Source organism: Embleya sp. NPDC020630 (assembly GCF_044334985.1).
Taxonomy (GTDB): Bacteria; Actinomycetota; Actinomycetes; order Streptomycetales; family Streptomycetaceae; genus Embleya.
Genome location: NZ_JBIRUB010000003.1, coordinates 592192 through 618439 on the forward strand (window position 1 = coordinate 592192; position 26248 = coordinate 618439).

Annotated in this window: 22 protein-coding genes; 12 read left to right on the plus strand and 10 right to left on the minus strand. The window is 72.0% G+C overall.

The genetic code is table 11. From position 1 onward, the window contains the following. Positions 1-21: 21 nt before the first annotated feature. Together ACH4XV_RS14015 and ACH4XV_RS14020 are read right to left on the minus strand one after the other, a co-directional pair. A complete protein-coding gene (locus tag ACH4XV_RS14015) occupies positions 22-1407 on the minus strand; it encodes a TerD family protein (protein WP_395789453.1) in 1386 nt (461 codons plus the stop codon). Between the two features lie 135 nt (positions 1408-1542). Then, positions 1543-1692 carry a hypothetical protein gene (locus ACH4XV_RS14020; protein WP_170222196.1) on the minus strand — a complete coding sequence of 50 codons (150 nt, stop codon included), beginning with the start codon at positions 1690-1692 and terminating at the stop codon, positions 1543-1545. A 160-nt stretch (positions 1693-1852) separates the two neighbouring features. Here ACH4XV_RS14020 and ACH4XV_RS14025 point away from each other — a divergent pair, with 160 nt between their 5' ends. The 9 genes from ACH4XV_RS14025 (at position 1853) to ACH4XV_RS14065 (ending at position 12735) form a co-directional block, all read left to right on the plus strand. Further along, on the plus strand, positions 1853-2956 hold the full coding sequence (locus ACH4XV_RS14025) for a M48 family metallopeptidase (RefSeq protein WP_395789456.1): 1104 nt from the start codon (positions 1853-1855) through the stop codon (positions 2954-2956). A 194-nt stretch (positions 2957-3150) separates the two neighbouring features. Further along, positions 3151-3966 carry a hypothetical protein gene (locus tag ACH4XV_RS14030; protein ID WP_395789458.1) on the plus strand — a complete coding sequence of 272 codons (816 nt, stop codon included), beginning with the start codon at positions 3151-3153 and terminating at the stop codon, positions 3964-3966. Positions 3967-4038: 72 nt separating this feature from the next. After that, entirely contained in the window at positions 4039-4908 is an 870-nt protein-coding gene (locus ACH4XV_RS14035) for a TIGR03936 family radical SAM-associated protein (protein WP_395789992.1), read from the plus strand. A 312-nt stretch (positions 4909-5220) separates the two neighbouring features. Continuing rightward, a complete protein-coding gene (locus ACH4XV_RS14040) occupies positions 5221-8691 on the plus strand; it encodes an Rne/Rng family ribonuclease (protein ID WP_395789460.1) in 3471 nt (1156 codons plus the stop codon). Between the two features lie 210 nt (positions 8692-8901). Then, positions 8902-9216 (plus strand): 50S ribosomal protein L21, encoded by a 315-nt coding sequence (gene rplU, locus ACH4XV_RS14045; RefSeq protein ID WP_078977259.1) that lies wholly within the window; start codon positions 8902-8904, stop codon positions 9214-9216. Positions 9217-9227: 11 nt separating this feature from the next. Further along, positions 9228-9482, plus strand: a complete 255-nt coding sequence (rpmA, locus tag ACH4XV_RS14050) for a 50S ribosomal protein L27 (protein ID WP_020550744.1) — start codon at positions 9228-9230, stop codon at positions 9480-9482. A 109-nt stretch (positions 9483-9591) separates the two neighbouring features. Continuing rightward, positions 9592-11037 (plus strand): GTPase ObgE, encoded by a 1446-nt coding sequence (gene obgE, locus ACH4XV_RS14055; protein WP_395789462.1) that lies wholly within the window; start codon positions 9592-9594, stop codon positions 11035-11037. A gap of 144 nt (positions 11038-11181) precedes the next feature. Continuing rightward, complete coding sequence (proB, locus tag ACH4XV_RS14060; protein WP_380029226.1) at positions 11182-12285, plus strand: glutamate 5-kinase; 1104 nt, start codon at positions 11182-11184, stop codon at positions 12283-12285. A gap of 45 nt (positions 12286-12330) precedes the next feature. After that, entirely contained in the window at positions 12331-12735 is a 405-nt protein-coding gene (locus tag ACH4XV_RS14065) for a hypothetical protein (RefSeq protein WP_380002956.1), read from the plus strand. 31 nt (positions 12736-12766) lie between these two features. Here ACH4XV_RS14065 and ACH4XV_RS14070 read toward each other — a convergent pair whose 3' ends face one another. From ACH4XV_RS14070 to ACH4XV_RS14080, 3 genes are all read right to left on the minus strand, one after another. After that, complete coding sequence (locus ACH4XV_RS14070) at positions 12767-13816, minus strand: hypothetical protein (protein ID WP_395789464.1); 1050 nt, start codon at positions 13814-13816, stop codon at positions 12767-12769. A 179-nt stretch (positions 13817-13995) separates the two neighbouring features. Continuing rightward, positions 13996-14655, minus strand: a complete 660-nt coding sequence (locus ACH4XV_RS14075) for a hypothetical protein (protein WP_395789466.1) — start codon at positions 14653-14655, stop codon at positions 13996-13998. A 127-nt stretch (positions 14656-14782) separates the two neighbouring features. Continuing rightward, on the minus strand, positions 14783-16045 hold the full coding sequence (locus tag ACH4XV_RS14080; protein ID WP_395789468.1) for a glutamate-5-semialdehyde dehydrogenase: 1263 nt from the start codon (positions 16043-16045) through the stop codon (positions 14783-14785). A 125-nt stretch (positions 16046-16170) separates the two neighbouring features. On the opposite strand from ACH4XV_RS14080, the gene ACH4XV_RS14085 reads away from it, so the two are divergent. The 3 genes from ACH4XV_RS14085 (at position 16171) to ACH4XV_RS14095 (ending at position 22845) form a co-directional block, all read left to right on the plus strand. Beyond that, complete coding sequence (locus ACH4XV_RS14085) at positions 16171-17715, plus strand: fatty acyl-CoA synthetase (RefSeq protein ID WP_395789470.1); 1545 nt, start codon at positions 16171-16173, stop codon at positions 17713-17715. A 1774-nt stretch (positions 17716-19489) separates the two neighbouring features. Next, positions 19490-21109 (plus strand): ABC transporter transmembrane domain-containing protein, encoded by a 1620-nt coding sequence (locus ACH4XV_RS14090; RefSeq protein ID WP_395789472.1) that lies wholly within the window; start codon positions 19490-19492, stop codon positions 21107-21109. Next, entirely contained in the window at positions 21106-22845 is a 1740-nt protein-coding gene (locus ACH4XV_RS14095) for an ABC transporter ATP-binding protein (RefSeq protein ID WP_395789474.1), read from the plus strand. Before ACH4XV_RS14090 ends, ACH4XV_RS14095 begins: the two co-directional genes overlap by 4 nt. A gap of 40 nt (positions 22846-22885) precedes the next feature. On the opposite strand, the gene ACH4XV_RS14100 is transcribed toward ACH4XV_RS14095, so the two are convergent. The 5 genes from ACH4XV_RS14100 to ACH4XV_RS14120 form a co-directional block, all read right to left on the minus strand. Beyond that, positions 22886-24082, minus strand: a complete 1197-nt coding sequence (locus tag ACH4XV_RS14100) for a methyltransferase (RefSeq protein WP_395789476.1) — start codon at positions 24080-24082, stop codon at positions 22886-22888. Then, positions 24079-25020 carry an ATP-grasp ribosomal peptide maturase gene (gene tgmB / locus ACH4XV_RS14105; protein ID WP_395789478.1) on the minus strand — a complete coding sequence of 314 codons (942 nt, stop codon included), beginning with the start codon at positions 25018-25020 and terminating at the stop codon, positions 24079-24081. The genes ACH4XV_RS14100 and tgmB overlap by 4 nt, the downstream gene beginning before the upstream one ends. A gap of 14 nt (positions 25021-25034) precedes the next feature. Further along, complete coding sequence (gene tgmA / locus ACH4XV_RS14110; RefSeq protein ID WP_380002947.1) at positions 25035-25250, minus strand: putative ATP-grasp-modified RiPP; 216 nt, start codon at positions 25248-25250, stop codon at positions 25035-25037. A gap of 398 nt (positions 25251-25648) precedes the next feature. Further along, positions 25649-25954, minus strand: coding sequence for a hypothetical protein (locus tag ACH4XV_RS14115; protein WP_395789480.1), 306 nt, complete (start codon positions 25952-25954; stop codon positions 25649-25651). Positions 25955-25962: 8 nt separating this feature from the next. Beyond that, positions 25963-26157 (minus strand): hypothetical protein, encoded by a 195-nt coding sequence (locus ACH4XV_RS14120; protein ID WP_395789482.1) that lies wholly within the window; start codon positions 26155-26157, stop codon positions 25963-25965. Positions 26158-26248 lie beyond the last annotated feature (91 nt).

Consider the following 26248-nt stretch of genomic DNA (forward strand, 5'->3'; position numbering starts at 1 on the left):
GTGGGCGGGGCCGCCGCAGGGTCAGTCGGGGATCGTGGTCAGGGTCCAGGCGCCGTCGGCTTCCATCTCGATCAGGCAGGGGCCCTTGGGCAGGATCGACTCGCCCTCGTAGTCGCCGATCACGTTGGCCAGGGTGCCGAGATACGCCTCGTCGTCGCCGTGTTCGGTGAAGGTGCCGACGATGAAGTTGCTGCCGCCGGCGTGCGTCATCGCGACCACCGTGCGCGGGCCGGCCCAGCGCACCGTCTCGGGGCCGGTGCCCTCCAGCCGGTCGGTGAGCAGCCGGGCGGCCTCGGGGATAAGCAGTCGCACGGTCCACGCACCGTCGGCCTCGATCTTCAGGCGCGAGGTACGGGTGCCGCGCTCGTCCACCAGGGCCCGGCTCCGGTGCGCGCCGATCGTGTTGGCCAGGAGCTTGTCCGTCTCCAGGTCGGCGTCCAGCGTCCAGACCACGAAGTTCTCGGTGCCCCGGGACTCCAGCTCGACCAGGAAGGGGCCGGCGTCGACGGGGCGCTCGATGGAGAGGACCCGGTCGCCGCGGCCCTCGTACTCGACGGCGGGCGCGGGGCGGGGCGAGAGGGGGCCGGTGTCGGCGGGGTCGAGCGCGGGCGCGGCTTCCGGTTCCGGCAACTGCTTGGCTGGGAGGGGCGGTTCGGCCACGACGTCGGCCGAGGCGGCCGGCGCGGGTTCGGCGTCGGAACCGATCTCGGGCTCCGGCATGGGCTCGGCGTCGGACTCCGGTGCCGGCTCGGGGTCGATCACGGATTCGGCCTTGGACTTCGTCTCGGACGCCCGGGCGGGTTCCGGCGCGTCGGCCGCGGGCTCGGGCTCGGCCTCGGACCCCTCGGCCGCTTCCGGCGCCGGCTCGGCGTGCGCCGCCGTGTCCGGTACCACCGGGTCCGCCATCACCGCGGCCGTGAACAGTGCCTGGTCGGGCTCCGCGCCCAGGTCCCGCACCAACTGGTCCAGGCCCGCCTCGTAGCCCTGCCCCACCGCGCCGAACCGCCACCCGTCCCGCCGGTAGACCTCGGCCAGGATCAGCGCGCGCTCCCGGGTCAACTCGCCCACCGGCAGCACGAATCGGCCGATCTCGTCGTCGGCGCCGAGCAGGCGCAGCTGCGACCCCGCGCCGAACCCCGGCGCCTGCGCGCCGATCGCGAACACCAGCCGGTCCACCGCGTCGTCCACGGCGGACAGGTCCACATGGAACTCGGCGATCCCGGTCCCGCCGGCCACGAGCGCGACCGCGCTCGTCAGCGACGCGGGCCGGGCGGCGCAGACCACGTCCAGATCCGCCGTCCCGAGGCTGAAGCAGTACGCGGCCAGGCCCTCGCCCGACACGTCGAACTCCACCCTGATGGCGGAATCGTCCAGCCTCGTCTTCTCGCCCATGGCGAATGTGCGCATCGAGCCCTCCCCGGCCTCCCCTGACCTGGCGTCACCTTAACGCGCATGACGAAGCGCCGGGCGGCAACAGGGCACCCGGCGCGGACAGGGAGGTTCGACGAACCGGACGCGGCCGTCCGGGTTCGGACCGAGGGCTCAGCGGTCCTTGTTGAAGCGCGTCACGACGAACAGCAGGATGAGCAGCGTGGCCAGCGCGCCGATGCCGGCACCCAGCGCGTTCAGGTTCTCGTGCTTGCCGCTCTCGTTGGCCAGCGTGGTGAGGACGGTCGTGGCGTGCTGGGTCATCCGTGGTCAGCCCTTGCGTAGTTTTTGCCGACGTGTGCGGACGACATCGTACGGGCGCGGAGGGTGAGGCGCGCGGCCAGGTTCCGGGGACGACCCTCGGCCTCGGGCGTCGGATGTGCCTAGGGTGGGGGGCGGATTGCTCGAGGCTAGGGGGCGCAGCATGCCGGACGACAAGACGATCGGACCGTTCGAGGGACGCCGACGATTCCCCGGGATCTCCTCCCGGGCCTACGAACACCCCTCCGATCGCGCCGCGCTGGTGGCGATGCGCCGGCTGAGCGGTTTCGATCTCGTGCTCAAACAGATGTCGGGTCTGGTGTCCGAGCGGGCGATCCGACTCGCCTTCCTGGCGGGTTCGGTCCGGGCGGGCGAGCAGCAGTTCCACCGCCTGCACGAGATGGCCCGCGAGTCGGCGTACATCCTGGATCTGCCCACCGTGCCGGAGCTGTTCGTCACCCAGGACCCGCAGCCGAACGCCATGGCGATCGGCATGGACAAGCCGTTCATCGTGGTCACCTCGGGCCTGGTCGAACTGCTCGACGACGACGAGATGCGCACGGTCATCGGGCACGAGGTCGGGCACATCCTGTCCGGACACGCGGTATACCGCACGATGTTGCTGATCCTGACCCGGTTCGCCGCCGCGCTGTCCGGGATCCCGCTGGGCACGATCGGCGTGCACGCGATCATCACCGCGTTGCAGGAGTGGTTCCGCAAGTCGGAGCTGTCCTGCGACCGGGCGGGCCTGCTGGTCGGCCAGGACCCCGAGGTGTCGATGCGCGCGCTGATGAAGGTCGCGGGCGGCTCGCAGCTGCACGAGATGAGCACCGACGCATTCCTGGAGCAGGCCGCCGAGTACGAGGGCGCCGGCGACCTGCGCGACAGCGTGCTCAAGTTGATGAACCTGCTCGGGCGTTCCCACCCGTTCCCGGTGGTCCGGGTCGCCGAACTGCGCAAGTGGGCGGACGGGGACGACTATCGGCGGATTCTGGCCGGTGAGTATCCGCGTCGCGAGTACGACCCGAACGCGTCGGTGCGCGAGGAGGTCAAGGCCTCGGCGAACGCCTACCGCGAGTCCGTACGCACCACCACGGACCCGCTGTTCGGCCTGCTGCGCGACCTCGCCGACGGCGCGGTGGACGCGGGCGGCAAGCTCCGGGACCGGTTCACCGGCCGCCGCGACGAGCCGGGGGCGACGCCGGACGGCGGCACGCCGCCCGACGATCACACGCCGCCGTCGTCCGGAGGGAAGAAGGCGGAGTGACCCGAGGGCGGGGCCTGGCCGGGCTCGGGGCCGAGGGATTGGCCCGCATGAGGCAGCTCGCTCTCCCTATATATAGGCGCCGGCGCCACACAGGCCACACCGACAGGCAGCACGGTCAAGTAGTCGGATAGTCATATAAAGCAGCAATGCCGGTCCCGCCTCCCCGCCGGAGGCGGGACCACTAATCTTCCCGGGTGACTGCAAACGGGGAGCAACCGGATCGGGTGCCGTGGCAGCCGTCCCGCGAGAATCCGCCGGCGGGCCGACCGGAGCCACCGGCCTGGCAACAACACGCGGACCACGCGTACCCGCCGCGCACCGGCCCCGAGCCGGGCGAGGGCTGCCTGTTCACGGTGGTTCGCTGGCCCGCCCGGATCATCGCGCTCATCATCGTGGTCCCGCTGCGCCTGCTGTGGGAGTTGGTGCGGCTGATCGGCAGGGGGATCAAGTTCCTGTTCTGGGACTGGTTCCTGCGTCCGATCCTGCGGGGGCTGAAGAAGCTGCTGTGGGACTGGTTCCTGTATCCGGTGCTGAGCTTCGTCGGCCGCTACATCCTCGTCCCGCTCGCCAACGCCCTCGCATGGGTGTTCACCCGGCTGATCCACCGACCCCTCGCCTTCCTGTTCCGCTACCTCCTGCTCGTACCCGGCGCCTGGTTGTGGCGGCACGTACTGCGGCCGATCGGCCGCGCGACGCTGCTCGCCCTGCGGTTCGCGTGGGACGTCTCCACGGCGGTGCTCAACTTCCTGATCGTCCGGCCGCTGTCCTGGTTGTGGCGCGCGGTGCTGGTTCCGATCGGTCGCGGCATCGCGGTGGTGTGGCGGCATCTGGTGGTGCTGCCGGTGGCCTGGGCCTGGCGCAACGTGCTCACGCCGATCGGCAGGGCCATCCGCGCCGTATGGCGGGTTCTGGTCGTGGCGCCGTGCCGCTGGGTCGGTCGGGCCATTCTCCGGCCGATCGGCAGGGCCACGTCAGAGGTGCTCCGAGCCCTCGGAATCGGGGGGCGCTGACCCGACCCGTCCCATGGCCGTAGGCTTGGACCGACTTCTGCCCATCCATCTCGAGTCAAGGACTGAGCGAAACTGGCACGACGTACGCCCGAGGGACCGCCGCCCGCGCCGACGGTCCAGCGACTGCGCCTCCGGTACACCAAGCGCGGCCGCCTCCGGTTCACCAGCCACCGGGATTTCCAGCGCGCGTTCGAGCGGGCCCTGCGTCGGGCGGAAGTGCCGATGGCCTACTCCGCCGGTTTCACCCCCCACCCCAAGGTGTCCTACGCGGGAGCGGCGCCCACCGGCGTCGCCAGCGAGGCCGAATATCTCGAGATCGGCGTGGCCACACACTGTGACCCCGCCCGTCTGCGGGATCTGCTGGACGCGTCGCTGCCGAGCGGTCTCGACATCGTCGAGATCGTCGAGGCACAGGGCGGCAACCTCCCCGAGCGCCTGGAGGCGTCGGTCTGGGAGCTGGCCCTGGACGGGGTCGCTCGCGAGGAGGCCGAGCGCGCGGTCACCGCGTTCCTGGCCGCCGAGACCGTCGAGGTCCAGCGGATGAGCAAGAACGGAATGCGCACATTCGACGCCCGGGAGGCGGTGATCGCGCTGACCGTCACCACCCCCGACGCGAACGACGCAGGTCACCAGGGTGTCGATGCGGGTAGTGCCGCACCCTGTGCGATACTGCGACTGGTTGTCCGGCACACCACACCCGCCGTTCGACCCGACGACGTTCTGTCCGGTCTTCGCACGGTCGCCGAACTTGTGACGCCCACCGCCGCCGCGGTCACCCGCCTGGCGCAGGGGCCGCTCGACGCCGCGACCGTTTCGGTGACCGACCCGCTCGCGCCCGACCGCGCGACATCGGCGGTGGAGCACACCTCGCAGGGGGACGAGGAACTCCGAACCGGCCCGCAGGGCGGTGCAGAACCCGTCGTCGAAGCCTCGAAACGGTGACGACCGGGTACACGAGGCCCAAGGCTTGAATTTCCGACAGACTTATCGCCCGGATCACGGCCGCAAGGCCGGGACCGGCGAGTGAGAGAGAAGCTTCCGCGCGGCGCCCTGCGTTGGAGCGCCCGGAAGCGTGACGGGAGACAGACCCGCATGCTCGACACCGAGCCCAACGACACGCCTGAGACATCAGGTACTTCCGGGGTGGTAAACCCCGGTACCGACAACGACAGCAGTACGAAGGACGACACGGCCACGACGCCGGCACCCCGCCGCCGTCGGCGCGCCGCCAGCCGTCCGGCCGGACCGCCGAGCGTGCCCTCACCCGAGGCCGCGCCGGTTCCGGCTGCCGTGACGCCCGAGGCGCCCGCGCCCGCCGGCGAGGCCGACGAGGAGGAGCCGGAGGTCGACGAGACCGCACCGGCCGACGCCGCGCCGGAACCGGAGCCGGAGCCGGAGCCCGAGGCGCCGCGACGGACGCGGCGTACCCGCAAGCGGGTGACCGCGCCGGTGACCGACACGGCCGCGATCGCGGCCGCGCCGACGGAAGCGGTCGAGGTCGCGCCGGCGGAGGTCGCCGCCGAGGCCGCGGCGCCGGCCGAGGAGGAGGCGCCGCGTCGGGTCCGGCGTACCCGCAAGCGGGCCGCCGTCGCGCCCGAGGCTGCCCCGGAGGAGGTCGCGCCCGAGCCTGTCGCGGAGACCGCGCAGCCCGCGCAGGCCGAGGCCCCGCAGGCCGAGGCCGAGGAGGCGCCGCGACGGACCCGGCGTACCCGCAAGCGTGCGGTGCCGGCCGTCGAGGAGGCCGAGGCGACGCCCGTCGCCGAGGTCGCGCCGGTGGTCGAGGCCGAGCCCGAGGCGGCCGCCGAGCCGGTGGCCCCGTCGTCCCGGCGCAAGACGCCGCCGCCGGTCTTCCAGCCGCTGTTCCAGGCCCCGCAGGCGGCGGTCTTCGCGGCGCCGCAGCGGGCCGCCGAACCGGTCGCCGCGCCGGCCGAGGACACCGCCCCGGCCGAGCCGGATACCACGCCGGAGGAGCCGCGCAGCCGGCGTCGCCGACGCCGGGCGCTGCCGGTGGACGAGGTGCACGGCGCGGCCGAGGCCGAGCCGCAGGACTCGCGCTACCAGGACGAGCAGGAGCGGCACCCGGGCCGCGCGGTCGCCACGGCCGAGCCGGTCGAGCGGGTCGAGGAGCCCGAGGGCGCCGAGGCGCACGAGACGCACGAGGACGAGACCGACGGCGACCGCCCGACCCGTCGCCGCCGGCGCGGTGGCCGACGCCGTCGCGGTCGCGGTGACGACGGCGCCGAGGACCACGGCTCCGACGAGGACGACGAGCACCGCATCGAGGGTGTCGGCGACGGCCCCGACGAGGACGCCGACCCCGACGACCCGGGCGACGCCGGCGCGACCACCAGCAGCCGCCGTCGCCGGCGGCGCCGTCGTCGCGACGGGGCCGCCGACGAGCCCGCCGCCGAGCCGCAGGACGATCCCGAGCGCACCGTGGTCAAGGTCCGCGAGCCGCGCAAGCGCGACGTGCTCGCCGACAGCCCCACCGACGAGGTGCAGGGCGTCAAGGGCTCGACCCGTCTGGAGGCCAAGAAGCAGCGCCGCCGCGAGGGGCGCGAGCAGGGCCGCCGTCGGGTGCCGATCATCACCGAGTCGGAGTTCCTGGCCCGCCGCGAGGCGGTCGAGCGGGTCATGGTCGTGCGCCAGAACGGCGACCGCACCCAGATCGGCGTGCTCGAGGACGACGTGCTCGTCGAGCACTACGTGAGCCGCAGCCAGGACACCCAGTCCGCCTACGTCGGCAACGTCTACCTGGGCAAGGTCCAGAACGTGCTGCCGTCGATGGAGGCCGCGTTCGTCGACATCGGCAAGGGCCGCAACGCGGTGCTGTACGCGGGTGAGGTCAACTTCGAGGCGGCGGGCTTCAGCGGTCCGCGCCGGATCGAGGCCGTGCTCAAGCCCGGCCAGTCGGTCCTGGTCCAGGTCACCAAGGACCCGATCGGCCACAAGGGCGCCCGGCTGACCAGCCAGGTCTCGCTGCCCGGTCGCTACCTGGTGTACGTGCCCGAGGGCACCATGACCGGGATCAGCCGCAAGCTCCCGGACACCGAGCGGGCCCGGCTGAAGAGCATCCTCAAGAAGATCGTGCCGGAGAACGCGGGCGTCATCGTGCGCACCGCCGCCGAGGGCGCGACCGAGGAGGACCTGACCCGCGACGTGACGCGGCTCCAGGCCCAGTGGGAGGACATCAAGAAGAAGTCCAAGATGATCACGACCAGTTCGCCCTCGCTGCTGTACGGCGAGCCGGACATGACGGTCCGGGTCATCCGCGACATCTTCAACGAGGACTTCTCCAAGCTGATCGTCTCGGGCGACGAGGCGTGGGGCGTCATCCACGAGTACGTCGGCCACGTGGCCCCCGACCTGGCCCCGCGCCTGTCGCGGTGGACCAGCGAGGTGGACGTCTTCGCGACGTACCGCATCGACGAGCAGCTGATGAAGGCGCTGGACCGCAAGGTCTGGCTGCCCAGCGGCGGCTCGCTGGTGATCGACCGCACCGAGGCGATGGTCGTGGTCGACGTCAACACCGGGAAGTTCACCGGTCAGGGCGGCAACCTCGAGGAGACCGTCACCCGCAACAACCTGGAGGCGGCCGAGGAGATCGTCCGCCAGCTCCGGCTGCGCGACCTCGGCGGGATCATCGTCGTCGACTTCATCGACATGGTCCTGGAGGCCAACCGCGATCTGGTCCTGCGCCGGCTGATGGAGTGCCTGGGCCGGGACCGGACCAAGCACCAGGTCGCCGAGGTGACCTCGCTCGGCCTGGTCCAGATGACCCGCAAGCGGGTCGGCCAGGGTCTGCTCGAAGCCTTCTCGGAGAACTGCGAGCGGTGCAACGGGCGCGGCGTGATCGTGCACATGGACGCGCCGGAGACCAAGGGCCACGGCAACGGCGGACACACCCACGGCGGCAACGGCGCGGCGAGTGGCGGTGGGCGGCGCAAGCGCAACAAGGGCCACGCCGACCGCAACGGCAGCGGGCCGATCACCGAGATCGTCGAGACGGACGAGTCGGTCGAGCGGGACGTGCCGGAGTTCGACGAGGTCGTCGAGGTCGTCGAGGTGCCCGCGATCGCCGAGGCGTTCGAGGACGTCGAGGTCGTCGACGCCGCGGAGCCGGCCGAGGCCGCCGAGGCCGTCGAGGCGGAGATCGTGCCGGAGCCGGCGGCGCCGGTCGAGGTCGTCGAGACTCCGCCGGCGGAGGCCCCCGAGGCCGAGCCCGCGGTGATCGAGGGCACGGACGTACCGGCCGAACCGGTCACGGCGGCCGAACAGGCCGACGAGGCCGAGGAAGCCGGGGAGGCCCCCGCGCCGGCCAAGCGGGTGCGCAAGGCCGCCGCCAAGAAGACGGCCGCCAAGAAGACCGCGGCCAAGACCACGGCGGCGAAGAAGACCGCCGCTAAGACGCCCCGGAAGTCGGCCAAGAAGGCCGCCGCCGAGGCGGAGGCGACGGAGTCGGCCGTGCCCGAGGTCGCACCCGAGGCGGCGCCCGAGGCCGCACCGGCGGCGCCCGCCAGGGCGCGGAAGGCGACCAAGCGGGCCGCGAAGACCGCGGCCCCCGCCGAGGTCGCGACCGAGGCTCCGGCCGAGGCCGAGCCCGCCAAGCCGGCCAAGGCCGCCGCCAAGCCGCGCAAGACGTCGCGGCGGGCGACCCGGCCCGCCGGCCCGCCGGAGGGTGCCGCGGACGGCGCCGAGCCGGTATCGGCGGCGAGCGGAAGCTGAGCCGTACCGGGTCCGCTCCGGGGTGGTATCCCCGGGGCGGACCCGTTTGGCCTTCGGCCCCGGGCATCCTGTAACCTTTGCCCTTGGTGTGCTTAGGCACAGGCTCCTGAGCAACCACCCTCCGGATCGCAAGCTTCGGAGGAGGCCCCCGATTTCTGTTCGGTGTGGCTGGCTTCAGGGGCTCGGACCCTGCAGAGAGAGAGATCCACGGTGTACGCGATCGTTCGCGCCGGTGGCAGGCAGCACAAGGTTGCCATCGGTGACGTCGTCCAGGTCGACCGCATTCGCGGTGCGGCGGGCACGGCAGTTGAGCTCCAGGCCATTCTCGTCGTAGACGGTGAAGCCGTGACGAGTGACCCGTGGGTCCTCGCGGGTGTGAAGGTGACGGCCGAGGTCGTCGACCACACCAAGGGCAAGAAGATCGACATTCTGAAGTACAAGAACAAGACCGGTTACCGCAAGCGCATGGGTCACCGCCAGCAGCACACCCAGCTGAAGATCACCGGCATCAACTCCGGGAAGTAGGGAGCAGCGACATGGCACACAAGAAGGGTGCATCCTCCACCCGGAACGGCCGTGACTCGAACGCGCAGCGCCTCGGCGTCAAGCGCTTCGGCGGCCAGGTCGTCAACGCCGGCGAGATCATCGTCCGCCAGCGCGGCACCCACTTCCACCCCGGCACCAACGTCGGTCGCGGTGGCGACGACACGCTGTTCGCGCTGTCGGCCGGCGCCGTGCAGTTCGGCACGGCGCGCGGTCGCCGCGTCGTGAACATCGTCCCGGCGGAATAATCACGCCGCGGCATTCGCTTCGACACCCGAGGGCGGACCCTATTCGGTCCGCCCTCGGGTGTTTGTCCACAGTGTTCGCTCCCCGCTCGGGAGCCGAGGAGGAATCCACGTGACGACCTTCGTCGACCGCGTCGTGCTGCACGTCGCGGCGGGTAACGGGGGCCACGGCGTGGCCTCCGTGCACCGCGAGAAGTTCAAGCCGCTCGGCGGCCCCGACGGGGGCAACGGCGGTCGCGGCGGCGATGTCACGCTGGTCGTCGACGCCAACACCACCACGCTGCTCGAATACCACCACCACCCGCACCGCAAGGCCACCAACGGCAAGCCCGGCGCCGGCGCCAACCGCACCGGCCCCAACGGCAGCGACGTGATCCTGCCCGTGCCGGACGGCACCGTGGTCAAGCGGCTGCTCCCCAACGGCGACGAGGAATTCGTCGAGGACCTGGTCGGCAACGGCGCCAGCTACGTGATCGCCCAGGGCGGTCGCGGCGGTCTCGGCAACGCCGCGCTCGCCTCGCCGCGCCGCAAGGCTCCCGGCTTCGCGCTGCTCGGCGAACCCGGCGAGGCCGGCGACTTCGTCCTGGAGCTGAAGACCGTCGCCGACGTCGCGCTCGTGGGCTTCCCCAGTGCCGGCAAGTCGTCGCTGATCGCCACGCTCAGCGCCGCGCGGCCGAAGATCGCCGACTACCCGTTCACCACCCTGGTACCGAACCTGGGCGTGGTCACCGCCGGCGACGTCGTCTACACCGTCGCCGACGTACCCGGCCTGATCCCCGGCGCGAGCGAGGGCAAGGGCCTGGGCCTGGAATTCCTGCGGCACGTGGAGCGCTGCAAAGCGCTGGTCCACGTCCTCGACTGCGCGACGCTGGAGCCCGGCCGCGACCCGATCACCGACCTGGACACCATCGAGGCCGAACTCGCCGCCTACGGCGGCCTGGAGGACCGGCCCCGGATGGTCGCGTTGAACAAGGTCGACGTGCCCGACGGCAGCGACTTGGCCGACCTGGTCAAGGCCGAGTTGGAGGCGCGCGGGCTCCAGGTGTTCCCGGTCTCCGCGGTCAGCCGCGCGGGGCTGCGCGAGTTGTCCTTCGCGATGGCCGCCCAGGTGCAGAGCGCCCGCGACGCGGCGCCCGCGCCGGAGGCCACCCGCATCGTGCTGCGCCCGACCGCGGTCGACGACAGCGGCTTCACCGTCACCCGGCGCGACGAGGCGTTCATCGTGCGCGGCGCCAAGCCCGAACGCTGGGTGCGCCAGACCGACTTCAGCAACGACGAGGCGGTGGGCTACCTGGCCGACCGGCTCGCCCGGCTCGGGGTCGAGGAGGCCCTGTGGTCGGCGGGGGCGGTCCCCGGCGCCGAGGTGGTCATCGGCGACGACGTCACCGGTGTGGTCTTCGACTGGGAGCCGACCGTCGCGGCCGGCGCCGAGATGTTGGGCCGACGCGGTGAGGACCACCGCCTGCAGACGCACCGCCCGGCGGTGGATCGGCGCCGTGAGCGTGAGGCGATCGAGACGCAGTACGAGGAGTTCGACCCGTTCTCGGACGACTCCTGACGCACGCCGTAGTCCGATGCCTTTCCCCCGACAGCGCGGTCCGGTGGATGTCCGCCGGCGCGCGGTCCGGGTGACCTTCTCGAATTTCCCGACCGGAAAGCGGGGCCTGAAGTGCACAGTGGGGCCGACGCGGCGCGCGAGGACGTGACCTCCGCGCGCCGCATCGTGGTCAAGGTCGGTTCGTCCTCGTTGACGACCGCGCAGGGTGGCCTGGACCCGGATCGGGTCGACGTCCTGGTGGACGTGATAGCGGCCAAGCGGGCCGAGGGGATCGAGGTCGTCCTGGTCTCCTCCGGGGCGATCGCCGCCGGCCTCGCGCCGCTGGGCCTGGCGCGCCGACCACGCGACCTCGCCACCCAGCAGGCCGCCGCGAGCGTGGGGCAGGGACTGCTCGTGGCCCGCTATACCGCCTCGTTCGCCCGCTACGGCCTGCGGGTGGGCCAGGTGCTGCTCACCGTCGACGACGTCACCCGCCGCGCGCACTACCGCAACGCCTACAACACGCTGGACAAGCTCCTGGCGATGGGCGCGGTGCCGGTGGTCAACGAGAACGACACGGTGGCCACGGAGGAGATCCGCTTCGGCGACAACGACCGGCTCGCGGCCCTGGTCGCGCACGTCGTGCACGCCGATCTGCTGGTCCTGCTGTCGGATGTGGACGGGCTGTACGACGGCGACCCGGCGAAGCCGACGTCCTCGCGGGTTCCGTTCGTGACCGGTCCGGCCGATCTCGAAGGCATCGAGATCGGCAAGGCCGGCAAGTCCGGGGTCGGCACGGGCGGGATGGTCACCAAGGTCGAGGCGGCGGGCATCGCCACCTCGGCGGGCATCCCCGTGGTGCTCACCGCGACCCGCTTCGCGTCCGACGCGCTGGCCGGCAAGGACACCGGAACCCTCTTCCACCGCACCGGAGTTCGCACCGCCGACCGGCTCCTGTGGCTGGCCCACGCGAGCACCGCACGCGGTCGGCTCGCGCTCGATCCCGGCGCCGTGCGGGCCGTGGTGGAGCGGCGCAGCTCGCTGCTGCCGGCCGGAATCACCGGTGTCCAGGGCGGTTTCGTCGCCGGCGACCCGGTGGACCTGGTTGACGAAAACGGTCACATCGTGGCCCGCGGACTGGTCAACTTTGATGCGAAGGAACTGCCGGGCCTGCTCGGGCGATCCACCCGGGAGTTGGCCCGGGAGCTGGGTCCGGCCTACGAGCGCGAGGTCGTCCACCGCGACGACCTGGTGCTGCTGCGCCGCTGAGCGACGACCACCGAAGATCAGCAGCTCGCCGACGGGAGGCCGGCCGTGCCGGAGCGTGGGGACCGCCCCTGGGGACAGCCGACGACGCCGGCGCGGACCGAACCCGACGGCGCGGGCCGGATGTGGCACATCACGCTGACCCTGGCCGGCCCACCGGGCGACCCCGAGGACGTGCGGCGAGCGCTGGAACGCCTCGCCCACGAACACCCGTTCCTGCTCGCCGGCCGCTACGCCGCCGACCACGCCGAGGTGCGCTACTGGGAGGAGGCTCCCAACCTCCACGACGCCGCGGCGATCGCGCTGCGCCTGTGGGGCGAACACCGCCGGAGCGCGGACCTGCCCCCGTGGGAGCTGATCGGCCTGGAGGTCGTCGACCGCCCCACCTACCAAAAACGTGCCGCCGCCCCGGCCCCCCTCCCCATCCAACCGGGCCGCGTACAACCGTTTTGAGCGCCGGTACGACGAGCGCCGGGCGCGGCGGCTACGGCACCGCTGCCATGCGGGTGCAGGTGGTGGGCGGGGTGGGGTGGAAGGGGTCGATCTGTTCGGGCTGGGGTGGGGCGTCGGCCGGGGTGGGGCCGGTGAAGGTGGGGTGGAACCAGGTGGCGTTGTCCGGGGTGCAGGGCTGGGGTCCGGCCACGGTCAGGATGCGGCGGACCTGGAGGAGGCCGTCGTGCAGCATCGGCGCGTCGGTGTGGAAGTCCCAGACGCGGTGCACCACGAAGCGGGTCCAGCCGGGGCCGCCGACTTGGGCAACGGCGTAGACGAGCACCACGTCGGCGGTGACCACGAGGTCGCGCTGCGCGTGCTCGGCGGCCGTGATGGTGCCGGCCGCCCTGGGGGCCGTGTCCAGGACCCGGATCGCCGCCGGGTCGAAGCGGGTGATCCAGCCGGTGGGCGCCGATACGTCATCGTCGAGGGGGGCGACCAGGGCCGCGCCGAGTTGGTCGCGCTGTTCGCGGCGCAGCAGGGGCAGCGCCGCCCACGGCCGGCCGCCCGCCAGGACGGTCGGGTCGAGCTGGGTACCGACCACGAACTCGCGGACCAGGTCGAGGGCTTGGCCCACCTGGACGGCGGAGTAGTGGGCCGTTTCGCGGCGTTCGCCGATGGCGATCCCGGCGACGCCCTGGGCCCAGCCGGCGGCCGGTCCGCCGGCCATCGGGTCGGCGGGCAGCGGGCCGGTCGCGTAGCCCACGGGCGGGGTCAGCGAGACCCGTTGCAGGACGGCGGGGCCGACCTCCAGGTGCGATCCGGCGGTGGTGGCCCGCCGGGCGCCGAGGAAGGTCGCGCCGCCGATCACCAGCAGCACGACCAGCACACCCGCCACGCCGCGCAGCGTGCGCAGCCGGACACCGAGCACCCGGCGCTGCCGGTGCGGTCGTTTGCCCGCGTGCAGCCGCTCCCGCGCGGAGGGCTCGTGCAGGTCCGCCGCACGGACGAAGGTCGCGTCGAATACGACGGCGCTGAACTCGTCCTCGCCGTCGGGCCCACCCCTGTTCGGGCCTTCGGGGGGTACTCCCCGTCCGGACATGGCATCAGCTTAAGTCGCGCGCGAGCGGGTGGATATGCACCCGGGCGCGGGGGTTTGCGGCAGGTGTGCGGCGAGGTCGCGAACGGGCCGTGCCTCGCGGAAGCGGGCGGCGAGGTCGCGAGCGGGCCGTGCCTGCCTTGGGAACCGGGGTGCCCGGTTCCGGGCGGGCTCGCCCCTCCTCAGCCGGGCCCCGAACGTGCCACCGCCGCCTGGGACGGTGCCGCCGTACCGCCGGCCGCGCCCGAATCCCCCGGCGCGACGGTTATTCGCACCTGGGAGGTGTCCTGGCCGGGCAGCGCCGGCACGGGGTTGTTGTCGGTCGTCGCGCTGCGACCGGTGCCCACCGACGGTTGCCGGGGCGCGCTCGGTCCCTGCGAGGATCCGCTGCGGTAGACGGCGGTGACCGCCATCGCCACCACGCCGACCCCCATCAGCAGGGCCAGCACCCAGGCCACGCCGCGCCGCCAGCGTGTGGTGCGCGCGGCCTTGGCCCACGGCTCGCCCGCGAACCAGGCCGGCACGTGCGGCAACATCGGCGCGGTGTCGTGTCCGGGTACGGTCCGGGCCCGCCACGGGTCCTCGCCGTCGGGTGGATACGTCCCGTCGTCGAACCAGTCGGAGCGGTCGGCCTGTTCGGCCGTCCGGTCGGTCCGCTCGGGCGCGGCCGCGGTGGGGGTGGGCGCAGCGTCGATCGCCGCGCCACGCTCGTTCGCCGAGGGTTCGTGCACGCGGGCCGCGCGCACGAAGGACTCGTCGAAGACGACGGAGGAAAGCTCGTCCTCCGAGAACTCGGGAAAGTCTGGGCCGTCCGGGAACTCTGGCCCTGGTGAATCGGGCACTCCTAGACAGTATTACCGCAGGCACTCCGATGGATACCGATTCAAGGCACCGGTCTGGGGCCCTTCACCGCGCCGCTCCGGGACCCGGCTCGGCGCGCCGGGCCCGGACGGGTGGTTCCGGAGTCGATCAGGAGCGCACGTGGCCGTCGCCGGTGACCACGTACTTCGTGCTGGTCAGCTCGGGCAGCCCCATCGGGCCGCGCGCGTGCAGCTTCTGCGTGGAGATGCCGATCTCCGCTCCGAAGCCGAACTGGCCGCCGTCGGTGAACCGGGTCGAGGCGTTGACCATCACGGCCGTCGAGTCGACCAGGGCCACGAATTCGCGTGCCGCGGCCTGCGAGGTGGTGACGATCGCCTCGGTGTGGCCGGAGGAGTGCCTGCGGATGTGCGCGACCGCGTCGTGCAGCGAGGGCACCACGGCGGCGGCGATGTCGTAGGACAGGTATTCGGTGTCCCAGTCGGCGTCGGTGGCCGGCACCACGTCGGCCGAGTAGGTCTGTACCGCGGCGTCGCCGTGTACGGTCACGCCCGCGTCCTTCAGGGCCGCGAGCGCGAGCGGGACGAAGGCGTCGGCCACGTCGCGGTGCACGAGCAGCGTCTCCGCCGAGTTGCACACGCTGACCCGGTGCGCCTTGGAGTTGACCAGGATGTTCACGGCCATCTCCAGGTCGGTCTGCGCGTCGACGTAGACGTGGCAGTTGCCCACGCCGGTCTCGATCACCGGCACGGTCGAGCCCTCGACCACGGTGCGGATCAGGCTCGCCCCACCGCGCGGGATCAGTACGTCGACCAGGCCGCGCGCGGTCATCAGCTCCTTCACCGAGTCGTGCGTCTCGCCCGGCACCAGCTGGATGGCGTCGGCGGGCAGGCCGGCCGCGACGACCGCGTCGCGCATCACCGCGACGATGGCGGTGTTCGAGCGGTAGGCGGACGACGAGCCGCGCAGCAGCACCGCGTTGCCCGACTTCAGGCACAGCGCGGCGCCGTCGACGGTGACGTTGGGGCGGGCCTCGTAGATGATCCCGACCACGCCGAGCGGCACCCGCACCTGGCGCAGTTCCAGGCCGTTGGGCAGGGTCGAGCCGCGCAGCACCTCGCCGACCGGGTCGGGCAGGCCGACCACGTCGCGTACGTCGGAGGCGATCGCGGCGATCCGTTCGCCGGTCAGGGTGAGCCGGTCGATCATCGCCTCGCCGGTGCCGTTGGCCCGGGCGCGCTCCACGTCCTCGACGTTGGCCGCGACGATCTCCGCCGAGCGGGCCACGAGCGCGTCGGCGAGCGCGAGCAGCGCGTCGTCCTTGACCCGCCGGGTCAGTGGCGCGAGGACGGCGGCGGCCTCCCGGGCGCGACGGGCGGTGTCGAGGACTGCGGACGCTGCGCTGCTGGTCATGCCCGCAAGCCTACCTAGCCGGGTCGGTGATCAACACGACGATTTCAGCGGGCGAGACGCTTCCGCCCGGCGAGTGGGCCGGACACAATGACGCCTCCACCCTTCACCGAGGCGAGGAGCCATCCGTGACCGCTGTCCAGGCCCGCCGGCACGGCATCGCCGACCTGCTCACGCGTACCGCCGCCCGGCTGCCGGACCGGCTCGCCGTGGTGGACGGCGAGCTGCGGCAGACCTTCGCCGAACTCGACGACACGGTCTCGCGCGCCGCCGGGGCACTGGCCGCGCGCGGCATCGGCAAGGGCGACCGGGTGGTGCTGCTCGCCCGCAACTCGCACGGGTTCGTGGTGGCCTACTTCGCGCTGGCCCGGCTCGGCGCGGTCTCGGTCCCGGTGAACTTCATGCTCACCGCGCCCGAGGTCGGCTACGTCCTGGAGCACGCGGGCGCGATCGCCGTGCTGGCCGGCCCCGAGCTGACCGCCACCGCTGACGCCGCCCTGGCCGGCCGTGAGGCGCTGCGCGTGGTGCTCGGCCCTGCGGTTTCGGGGTGGGAGCCGTTCGCCGGGCTGATCGCCGAGGGCGGCGAGGTGCCGGATGTGGCGCTCCTCGACGACGACCCGGTCCAGATCATGTACACCTCGGGCACCGAGTCCCGCCCCAAGGGCGCGGTGATGACCAGCCGCAACCTGATCGCCCAGTACGCGACCGCGATCATCGACGGCGGGATGGCCGCCGACGACGTGGAGATCCACGCCCTGCCGCTCTACCACTGCGCGCAGCTGCACTGCTTCCTCACCCCGGACGTCTACCTCGGCGCGACGTCGATCATCCTGCCCGCGCCGGACCCGGCCACGCTGCTCGCCACGATCGAACGCGAGCGGGTGAGCAAGCTGTTCTGCCCGCCGACGGTGTGGATCGCGCTGCTGCGCCACCCCGACTTCGACACGCGGGACCTGTCCGGGCTGCGCAAGGGCTACTACGGCGCGGCGGCGATGCCGGTCGAGGTGCTGGGCGAACTGCGGCGCCGGTTGCCGCGGTTGCGGCTGTACAACTTCTACGGCCAGACCGAGATGTCGCCGGTGGCCACCATCCTGGGCCCGGACGACCAGGAGCGGAAGGCGGGGTCGGCGGGACGCGCGGGGCTCAACGTACAAACGGCCGTGGTCGACGACGAGGACCGCCCGGTGCCACCCGGCGAGGTGGGCGAGATCGTGCACCGCGGCCCCCACACCATGCTCGGCTACTGGAACGACCCGGACCGCACCGCCGAGGCCTTCCGCAACGGCTGGTTCCACAGCGGCGACCTCGGCGTACTGGACGCGGAGGGCTACCTCACGGTGGTCGACCGCAAGAAGGACATGGTCAAGACCGGCGGCGAAAACGTGGCCGGCCGAGAGGTCGAGGAGGCCATCCACGCCCACCCGGCGGTAGCGGAGGCGGCGGTCTTCGGCGTCCCCCACCCGTACTGGATCGAGGCGGTCACGGCAGTGGTCGTGCCGCGGCCGGGCGAGCGGATCACGGGGGAGGAGGTCATCGAACACTGCAAGACCCGCCTGGCGGGCTTCAAGGTCCCCAAGTATGTGGTGATCGCCGAGTCGCTCCCGAAGAACCCCAGCGGCAAGATCCTCAAACGCCAACTCCGGGACGAGCACGCGAAGTTGGCCGCCGAGTAGCGCACCGCGCTCGAAACGGTCGGGGTGGCGGGACAGGTGGGAGGCACTCGGGTCGGGTTCCTCCGGGGGCGTTCCCGAGTGGGCCGGGCGCTTTCGGCGTGCGTTGCGCCTTGGGTTGCGGGTGGCCGGTCCGGGGCCGGTCAGAGTCGGTGATGGGCCGCCGCCGGCGTGCGGGGCTCCGAGAGTTGGGGCCTCCGGCGAGGCGGGCGCGTTGCTCGGCGAAACCCGGCCGGCGGTGGGGGCAGGGTGGGTGGTCGGGTTGGGTTCTCCGGCGAGCCTTGCCGGGTGGGTCGGGTGCTCCCGGCGTGCGTTGCGCCGTGGGTTGCGGGTGGCCGGTCCGGGGTCGGTCAGAGTCGGTGGTGAGCCGCCGCCGGCGTGCGGGGCTCCAAGACGGAGGGCTCCCGACGAGACGAGCGCATTGCTCGGCGAAAACCGGCCGGCAGCGGGGAGCAGGGAGGGCGGTCGAGTCGGGGCCTCCGGGAGCCTTCCCGGGTGGGTCGGCGCTTCGAGGGCATTTCGAGGGGAGTTGGGGTTCGAAACCGGATCGCGGTGGGTGGCTGTGGGCTTCGACCTTCGGTGACCTGCGGTTTTGTGAGATCAGGGCGGAGAGTCGGGCGCCAAGTGCCGGTTTCGTGTGCTCCGGCCCCCTCAATGCCGGTGCGGAGGCCGAAACCGCACAGTCGGAGCCGGCTTCGGGCACCGCGACCTCACAGAAGCCGTCGACGTGACCGAAAGTGCCCAGTGGGAGCCGAAACCGGATCCCGAGGCGCTCGAAACGGCCCCTGCGCGCACTGACCTGCGGTTTTCTCTCACGCTGGGACAACAGCACCCCAGACGATCCGGGTTCATGAGCCTTCGTCACCCACATGCCCATCGCCCGCCGGAAACGCCCGACCCACTCGGGAGGCCCCTCAGGGAACTCGACCCCAGCGCCCTCCCGCTCCCCACTGCCGGCCGGTTTTTCGCCGACCAACACACCCGCCTCGCCGAAAGCCGGAGCCTCCGAGCCCCGCACGCCGGCGGCGGCCCACCATCGACTCTGACCAGCTCCGCACCGGCCACCCGCAACCCAAGACGCAACGCCCGCCGGGAACACCCGACCCACCCGGCAAGGCTCCCCGGAGGACTCGACCCGACCACCAACCCTCCCCGCCGCTGCCGGCCGGTTTTTCGCCGACCAACACACCCATCTCGCCGAAAGCCGGAGCCTCCGAGCCCCGCACGCCGGCGGCGGCCCACCATCGACTCTGACCAGCCCCGCACCAGCCACCCGCAACCCAAGACGCAACGCCCGCCGGAAACGCCCCGCCCCTCCCGAGAAGGAGGTCCGGCGGCCGCGACCCCGTTCCCAGGGGTGAATCTCACGCGTGCCGGCGGTGGTTGTTGCGTCAGGGGATCGAATCGCGGTGGCGTTCGCTGGAGGCCGCACCGTGATCGCCAAGTGCGCGAGCCAGGCGTGGCCGGCGCTGCCTCCGCGCTGGTTCGTGTGGCCTCTTGACCTCCCGCCTTGCGCCCCTGTTGCCGGTGAGGCACGGCCGGCCCCGTGCGTCCCTGCCCAACGCCGGCCGCTCGCCGCCCCGGTCGCGCTCGGCGCCTGCGGGTGGCTTCCGGCCGGGCCGCGGCCGGGAATAATGCGTGGAACGTGACCCGGGTCGCGGGTTAGCGTCGCTGGACAATGCGAACGTTTCCCGTCGCCGACCCCGGCGATCCCGATATCCGGTCGGCGGGCCGCTACCTGCTTTGGCTCGCCGCTCGCACCCGGCGGACGATTGTCATGGGCATCGTCTGGGCGTCGGTGTGGATGGTGGCCCAGGCCCTCATGCCCGCCGCCGTCGGCCGGGCGATCGACGCTGTCGAAGCGCGGGACGAGGGACGGCTGTACGCCTGGTCCGGCGTGCTGCTCGGGATCGCCGTGCTGATCGGCTTCACCGGCATCATGCGCCACCGCAACGCGGTCGCCAACTTCCTCGACTCGGCCTTTCGTACCATCCAGCTCGTCACCCGGCACGCCGCCCGGCTCGGCGCGGTGCTGCAACGCCGGATCGCCTCCGGCGAGGTGGTCGGCGTCGGCACCTCCGACGTGGACGCGATCGGCTCGACCCTGGACATCACCGCGCGCGGCTGCGCCTCGGTGGTCACGCTCGCCGTGGTCGCCGTCGTGCTGTTGCAGATGTCGGTACCGCTCGGATTGCTGGTCCTGATCGGTGTACCGCTGCTCATGGGTCTGGTCTCGCTGCTGCTGCGGCCGCTGCACCGGCGCCAGAACGCCTACCGCGAACTGCAGTCCGGGCTGGCCGATCGGGCCGTCGACATCGCGTCCGGGCTGCGCGTGCTGCGCGGCATCGGCGGTGAGCGCAGCTTCGGGGCCCGCTACCGGCGCGAATCGCAGGAGTTGCGGATGGCGGGCGTACGCACCGCCAGGATCGAATCGATGTTGGAGGCCGCGCAGTTCCTGGTGCCCGGCTTCTTCGTCGCGTTCGGTACCTGGCTGGCCGCCCGGTTCGCCCTGGACGGCCGCCTGACGGTCGGTCAGATGGTGTCGTTCTACGGCTACGCGGCGTTCCTGACCGTCCCGCTCACCACCCTCACCGAGTTCGCCGACCGTGTCGTCCGCGGCCACGTCGCGGCCCGCCGGGTGGTGCGGGTGCTCGGCCTCGCGCCGGGCGTCGAGGACCGGCCCGACCCGCTCGCCTGGCCGGCGCCCGGCGACCTGGTGGACCGGCGCTCCGGCCTGGTGATCCGGCCCGGCGTGCAACTCGGCATCGCCTGCGAGGACCCGCAGGACGCGCCCGCGCTGGCCGACCGGCTCGGCCGCTACGAGGACGCCGACGTCTTCTACCACGACGTGCCGCTGGCCGACCTCGCGGTGGCCGACGTGCGCGAGCGGATCCTGGTCGCGCACCACGACGCCGGGCTGTTCTCCGGACCGCTGCGCCGCGAACTGACGCCCGGCGGCGGGGGCCGGGGCGGCGTCGACCTCGCCCAGGCGGTCGAGGTGGCCTGCGCCGCGGACGTGATCGACGCGCTGGACGAGGGCCTGGACACCGAGATCGCGGCCCGCGGCCGGGAGTTCTCCGGCGGCCAGGTACAACGCCTGCGCCTGGTACGGGTGTTGGTCGCCGACCCGCAGACGCTGGTGCTCATCGAGCCGACCAGCGCGGTGGACGCGCACACCGAGGCCCGGATCGCCGGCCGGCTCGCCGCGCACCGGCGCGGGCGTACCACGGTGGTCGCCACCACCAGCCCGCTCGTCCTGGACACCATGGACGAGGTCGCCTACGTCCAGGACGGCAAGGTCATGGCGGTCGGACCGCATCGCGAACTGCTCGCGAACGAACCGGGATACGCGGCACTGGTCACCCGTGTCGACGACGACGAGGAGGGGAACGCGTGAGCGCGCGCCGCCTGTTGCCGGTGGCCCCGGCCGCCGAGGTCGGCCGGCACGCCGTACGGCTGCTGCGCGAGCGGCAGCGCGACCTGATCCTGACCGTGCTGTTCTACGCACTCGCCGCAGTGGCCGGACTGGTCGCGCCGCGCCTGCTCGGCGTATTGATCGAGAAGGTCCGCGACGACGCCCCGACCCGGACGATCGACCTGCTCGGCCTGGGCATCGCCGGCGCGCTGCTGCTCCAGGCGCTGATCGTGCGTCAGGCGGCGGTGGCCGCGGCGCGGCTCGGCGAGGGCCTGCTCGCGCAGGTCCGCGAGGAGTTCGTGGAGCGCATCCTGGACCTGCCGCTGTCCACCGTCGAGCGGGCCGGCTCCGGCGACCTGCTCGGCCGGGCGAATCGCGACGTGGCGGCGATGTCCCGCTCAGCCCGCCGCGCGGTGCCCTCGGTGCTGGTCGCGGCCGTGACGATCGTGCTGACCTTCACCGGGCTGCTGCTGCTCAACCCGCTGCTGGCGCTGCCGCTGCTGATCACGGTGCCGCTGCTGATCCCGGTCACCTGGTGGTACCTGCGCCGGGCGCCCGCGGGCTATCTGCGCGAGAACGCCGCCTGGGCGCAGGTGACCGACTCGCTCGCGGAGACGGTCGAGGGCGCGCGTACGGTCGAGGCGCTGCGGCTCGCCGATCGGCGTCGGCGGCGCGGTGACGACGACGTCGGCAAGGCGTACGCGGCCGAGCGGTACACGCTGTGGCTGCGCACCATCTGGTACCCGACGGTCGACTTCGGCTACATGTTGCCGGTGGTGGCGACCACGGCCTTCGGCGGCTGGGCGTATCTGCACGGCTGGGCCACGCTGGGCGAGGTGGCGACCGCGGTGTTGTACGTGCAGTTGATCATCGGACCGATGGACGAACTGCTCAACTGGCTGGACGAGGTGCAGATCTCGGCGGCCTCGCTGGCCCGACTCCTGGGCGTGGCCGACGTGCCGTCCGACCGCGAACCCACCGACGCCAAGCCGGTGGACGAGACGCTGACCGTGCGCGATGTGCGGTTCGCGTACGACTCGGGGCGCGAGGTGCTGCACGGCATCGACCTGACCGTGCGACCGGGTGAGCGGATCGCGATGGTGGGGCCGAGCGGGGCCGGAAAGTCCACGCTGGGGCGGCTGTTGGCCGGGGTCAACGGGCCGACGTCGGGCAGGGTGGAGGTGGGCGGGGTACCGCTCGTCGGCTTGCCGCTCGACGAACTGCGCGGTCGGGTCGCGCTGGTGACCCAGGAACACCACGTGTTCCGGGGCACGTTGCGGGACAACCTGCTGCTGGCCCGCGAGGACGCCGACGACGAGGCGGTGTTGGCGGCGCTGCGCGCGGTCGACGCCGACTGGGTGGCCGGGCTCCCTGCCGGGGTGGACACCGAAGTCGGTCCCAAGGGCTACGAGTTGACGGCGCCTCAGGCCCAACAGCTGGCGCTGGCCCGATTGGTGCTGGCCGACCCGCACACGCTGGTGCTGGACGAGGCGACATCGCTGATCGACCCTCGGGCGGCCCGGCACCTGGAGCGTTCGTTGGGCGCGGTGATCGAGGGCCGAACGGTGATCGCGATCGCACACCGCCTGTACACGGCGCACGACGCGGACCGGGTCGCGGTGGTCGAGGACGGCCGCATCACGGAGCTGGGCAGCCACCGGGAGCTGATCGCGGCCGACGGGGCGTACGCGGCGCTGTGGCGGTCCTGGCACGGGTGAGCGAGCGCGTCTCACCCGTGGCCGAGGCCTGCCCGTCACGTCAGAGGGTCCAAGATTCGCCGGTTGGGTCATCCAGCCACACCACATTGGCCTCCGACGTGACCGTGAGCCCATACCGCCCCAGGCCCGGTCGGCCATTCGACAACCAAGAAGCCATCACCGCTTCGACGTTGCTTCCCAACGGCCGAGTTCCGCCCTCGTACAGCCTGCCCGTGCCTGCGGCGTCGGCCTCCACGACCGCCCACGACCCATCCGGGTGGAGGAACCAGCGCCCCGTCACCTCACGCGCGGCGGAGTAGCGAAGGCGAATCGTGCCCGGGAGGGCAAGCTGCGCCGCCCACAGGAAAGCCGGATCATCGAGCACCTCGGCAGCAACCCGAGTGGTACGTCCCGTCGTCGCCGCCCTGCCGGCGATCGCCGCCCGCATCATGGGCCCGATCTCCGGCGACGAACTCCCACGTGAGGGCATGAAGGACACGACCGAGTCAACGAACCGCCCTTCGGCACGCCCATCCTCGATCATGCGCAACTTGACGTACCCATAGGCACCCAACGCCCCGGTGAGCGAAAGCAGGAGCACGGCGTCGTGATCCGCCTGCGCCAACCAGGCCGGCGACACGGTGTCCGGCGAGTAGGTGGCAATGATGCGCTGATACGGCGCCCGGTCCGGATGCCCCAGCGCGCCGTCGCCCACCACCAGGGCAGGACGAAAGCCCAAAGTCCCCAGCCGCTTGGCGTCGGCCGCACAAAGGCCCGCATCGTACTCGACGCTCGTCACGCGTCGATCGCCGAGCCGAGCGCAAAGCAGTGCCGTCGAGTACCCCGTGCCCGTCCCCACTTCAAGCACGCTGTGCCCGTCCTGGACATCCAGGTCTTCCAGCATCCGCACCACAGTGGAGGGAAGCGTGGACGAACTGGTAGGCGTGCCCGTGACCGGCGCGCCATCAGTCGGCAGCGTCGCCCCGTAGTCGAGCTGCGTAACCCACGTCCTGTTCGCGTAGGCCAGGCGCAGCCACTCCTCGGGCGACACCTCGTGGCTCACCGCCCTGTAGGTCGTCACACCACGCTCATCAAGCGCATCCGCAAAGAAGGTCGGCAGAAATGCGTGTCGCGGTACGGCGCGAAGCGCCTTCCGCCACGGCTCCGTACGCAGCGAACCGTCCTGTTCCAGCTCCTCGACGAGGCGTTCGCGCAGCAACCGCGCGCGGACTTCCACCAGCGCGGCAGTATCCGTCATACCGTGTCGCCCTTCTCCAAGAGGTCGGCAATGGCGCGCGAAACAGGCACGCCGGTCTTGTGTTCGATCCACGACCACTGGCCGTTCGGGTTCACCTCAAGGAAACGCCAGTCGCCGCCCGGAGTCACGATGAAGTCGAATGCCCCGAAGACGAGCCCGAAGTGCGCCATGAATTCCATCACGCGTCGGCGCACATCCTTCGGCACCACCGCAGGCTTGTAGGTGAGGCTCGAATAGTCCGCACGCCAATCGACCTTCGCGGCCTCCGAACCGGCATGGATCTCCACGGCGAAGAACCTGTCGCCCACCACGGTCAGCCGTACCTCGTGGCGCTTGTCGACCCACTCCTGGAAGAGGTGGGCACAGAGGGCAATCGAGTCGTCGAACTCGGCAGGATCGACGACGACCGTATGGACGGCCGCCCCGAGACTCTTCGTGATGACGGGTCCGGCGACCTCCTTGGCGAACTCGCGCGCCGTCGCGCAGTCGTTGGTCACCAACGTGCGAGGCGGACGGAGTCCCAGCCGCCGTGCCACGGTGAGCTGAACGGGCTTGCGGTTCGCTTCGAGGTCGCGTGCGGGGTGGTTGATCCACAGGCTGGGGATTGCGCCGACGACCCCGAGGAATCCCGCCCGGGACTGGGCGGCGGCGAACCGCCGCCCGGCCTCGGAGACGCCGTCGGGCATACGGAACTCCTCGGGCCTGCGGAAGTACACAGACCGCACGGCGGCCAGGTCGAGACGTCGGACCCCGTTGTCGAGACTCCCTGCCCAGCCGTTCGCGAGTGTCGCCGAGAGGGTGATCTCGGTGGGGAACTCGGCGGTGTCACAGCGAAATACGGGAACGCCTCGGTGATTGAGGTGATCGACGACCAGGTCTGCGGTGGGATCGAGCCGGTTCGTGAGGACCAGCACCGTCCCGCCCGAGTGTTCCGCCATTCGGCGCTCGCTCCCTACCAGAGGTCCGTGCCCTCGTCGTTGCGGCTGTCGGAGTTGGTGGCGCTGCTCGTGTCGTTGGGCGCGCTGAACGCCCACGGATTGCCGTCTGCGGCTACCGCGATCTGCAACTCCCGGTCATAGGTCACTCCCGCGCTGTCGATCGGCGCGCTGGTCTGGCCGGCGGCATACCGCATACCGAACGGCTCGCACGCGGTGCTCGTCGACGTCACGTCGATTGCTCCTTCTCGTTCCGGAGTGTCAGGTGCCGGCACGTGCGCCGGTGTTGTCGTGGACCTCTGCATCGACATTCCTCTCTGGTGGTTGTTCCTGTGGGATCGGGATTCGGTGAACCTCGTGCTCCCATCGGACCCATGGCATCGCCTGGCCAGGGGGCTGGACGATCACGGATCGGCCGGGTGGGAAGACGTCGACCGCGACGACCTTGCCGTCGGGTTGCGTGCTGCGCTCACCATCCGCGTTGATCCGCACCCAATCGCCCACTACCAGTGGGCCGACCTGCCGGGCCGGTGGCGGCAGCCGCCCACCGGCTCGTTCACATCGGCGGACCACCGTCGGCAGCAACTCGGCCCCACCGGAGCCGCTTGGGCCCGCGAACGTGCGGGGCGCGCTACCACGCGCCGGGGCGGGACCGGCGAGTCGATCGCGCGTGTCCATCGGGTCCCCTGACCTCTCTCTGGTCGGGGTGCAGCACGAGCTGATCGCCGGACACCACGAATCGGAACGGCACCACCCACCAACCGCGCACCCGGTAGTGGACCCCGTCCGGTCGCTCGATCACGTCCAACACCCGGCAAAGCGGCACCTGTTGATGGACCGGCTCGGGGTCGTCGCCCACGAAGGTCCGCGCCCACCCGCCACGCGCGACCACGTATTGCCCGCGCCCGAACCGGACCCCCGTCTCGCCCTCGGCCATCGCCCACCTCAGCCGGGACGGCACTGCTCGGACTCCGCCGAAGTCGTCACTTCGCCCTGCGAAACGACCGCGCCCTGCGGCAACCACCGCGACGCATCGCCCAGTTCGTAGTCCGCAGCGGGCTTGACGTCCTCGCGTTCACCATTCGGGAGGAGCCGGTAAACGCTCAACGTCATCCTGCTCCTGCCCTCGAGCACGCCCATGGATCACTCCTACGGATGAAGTGCCGATCCCACCGCCCTCGGTGGCGTCACGATCAGTCAACGGCCACGCACGGGTTGTCGCTACCCTGGT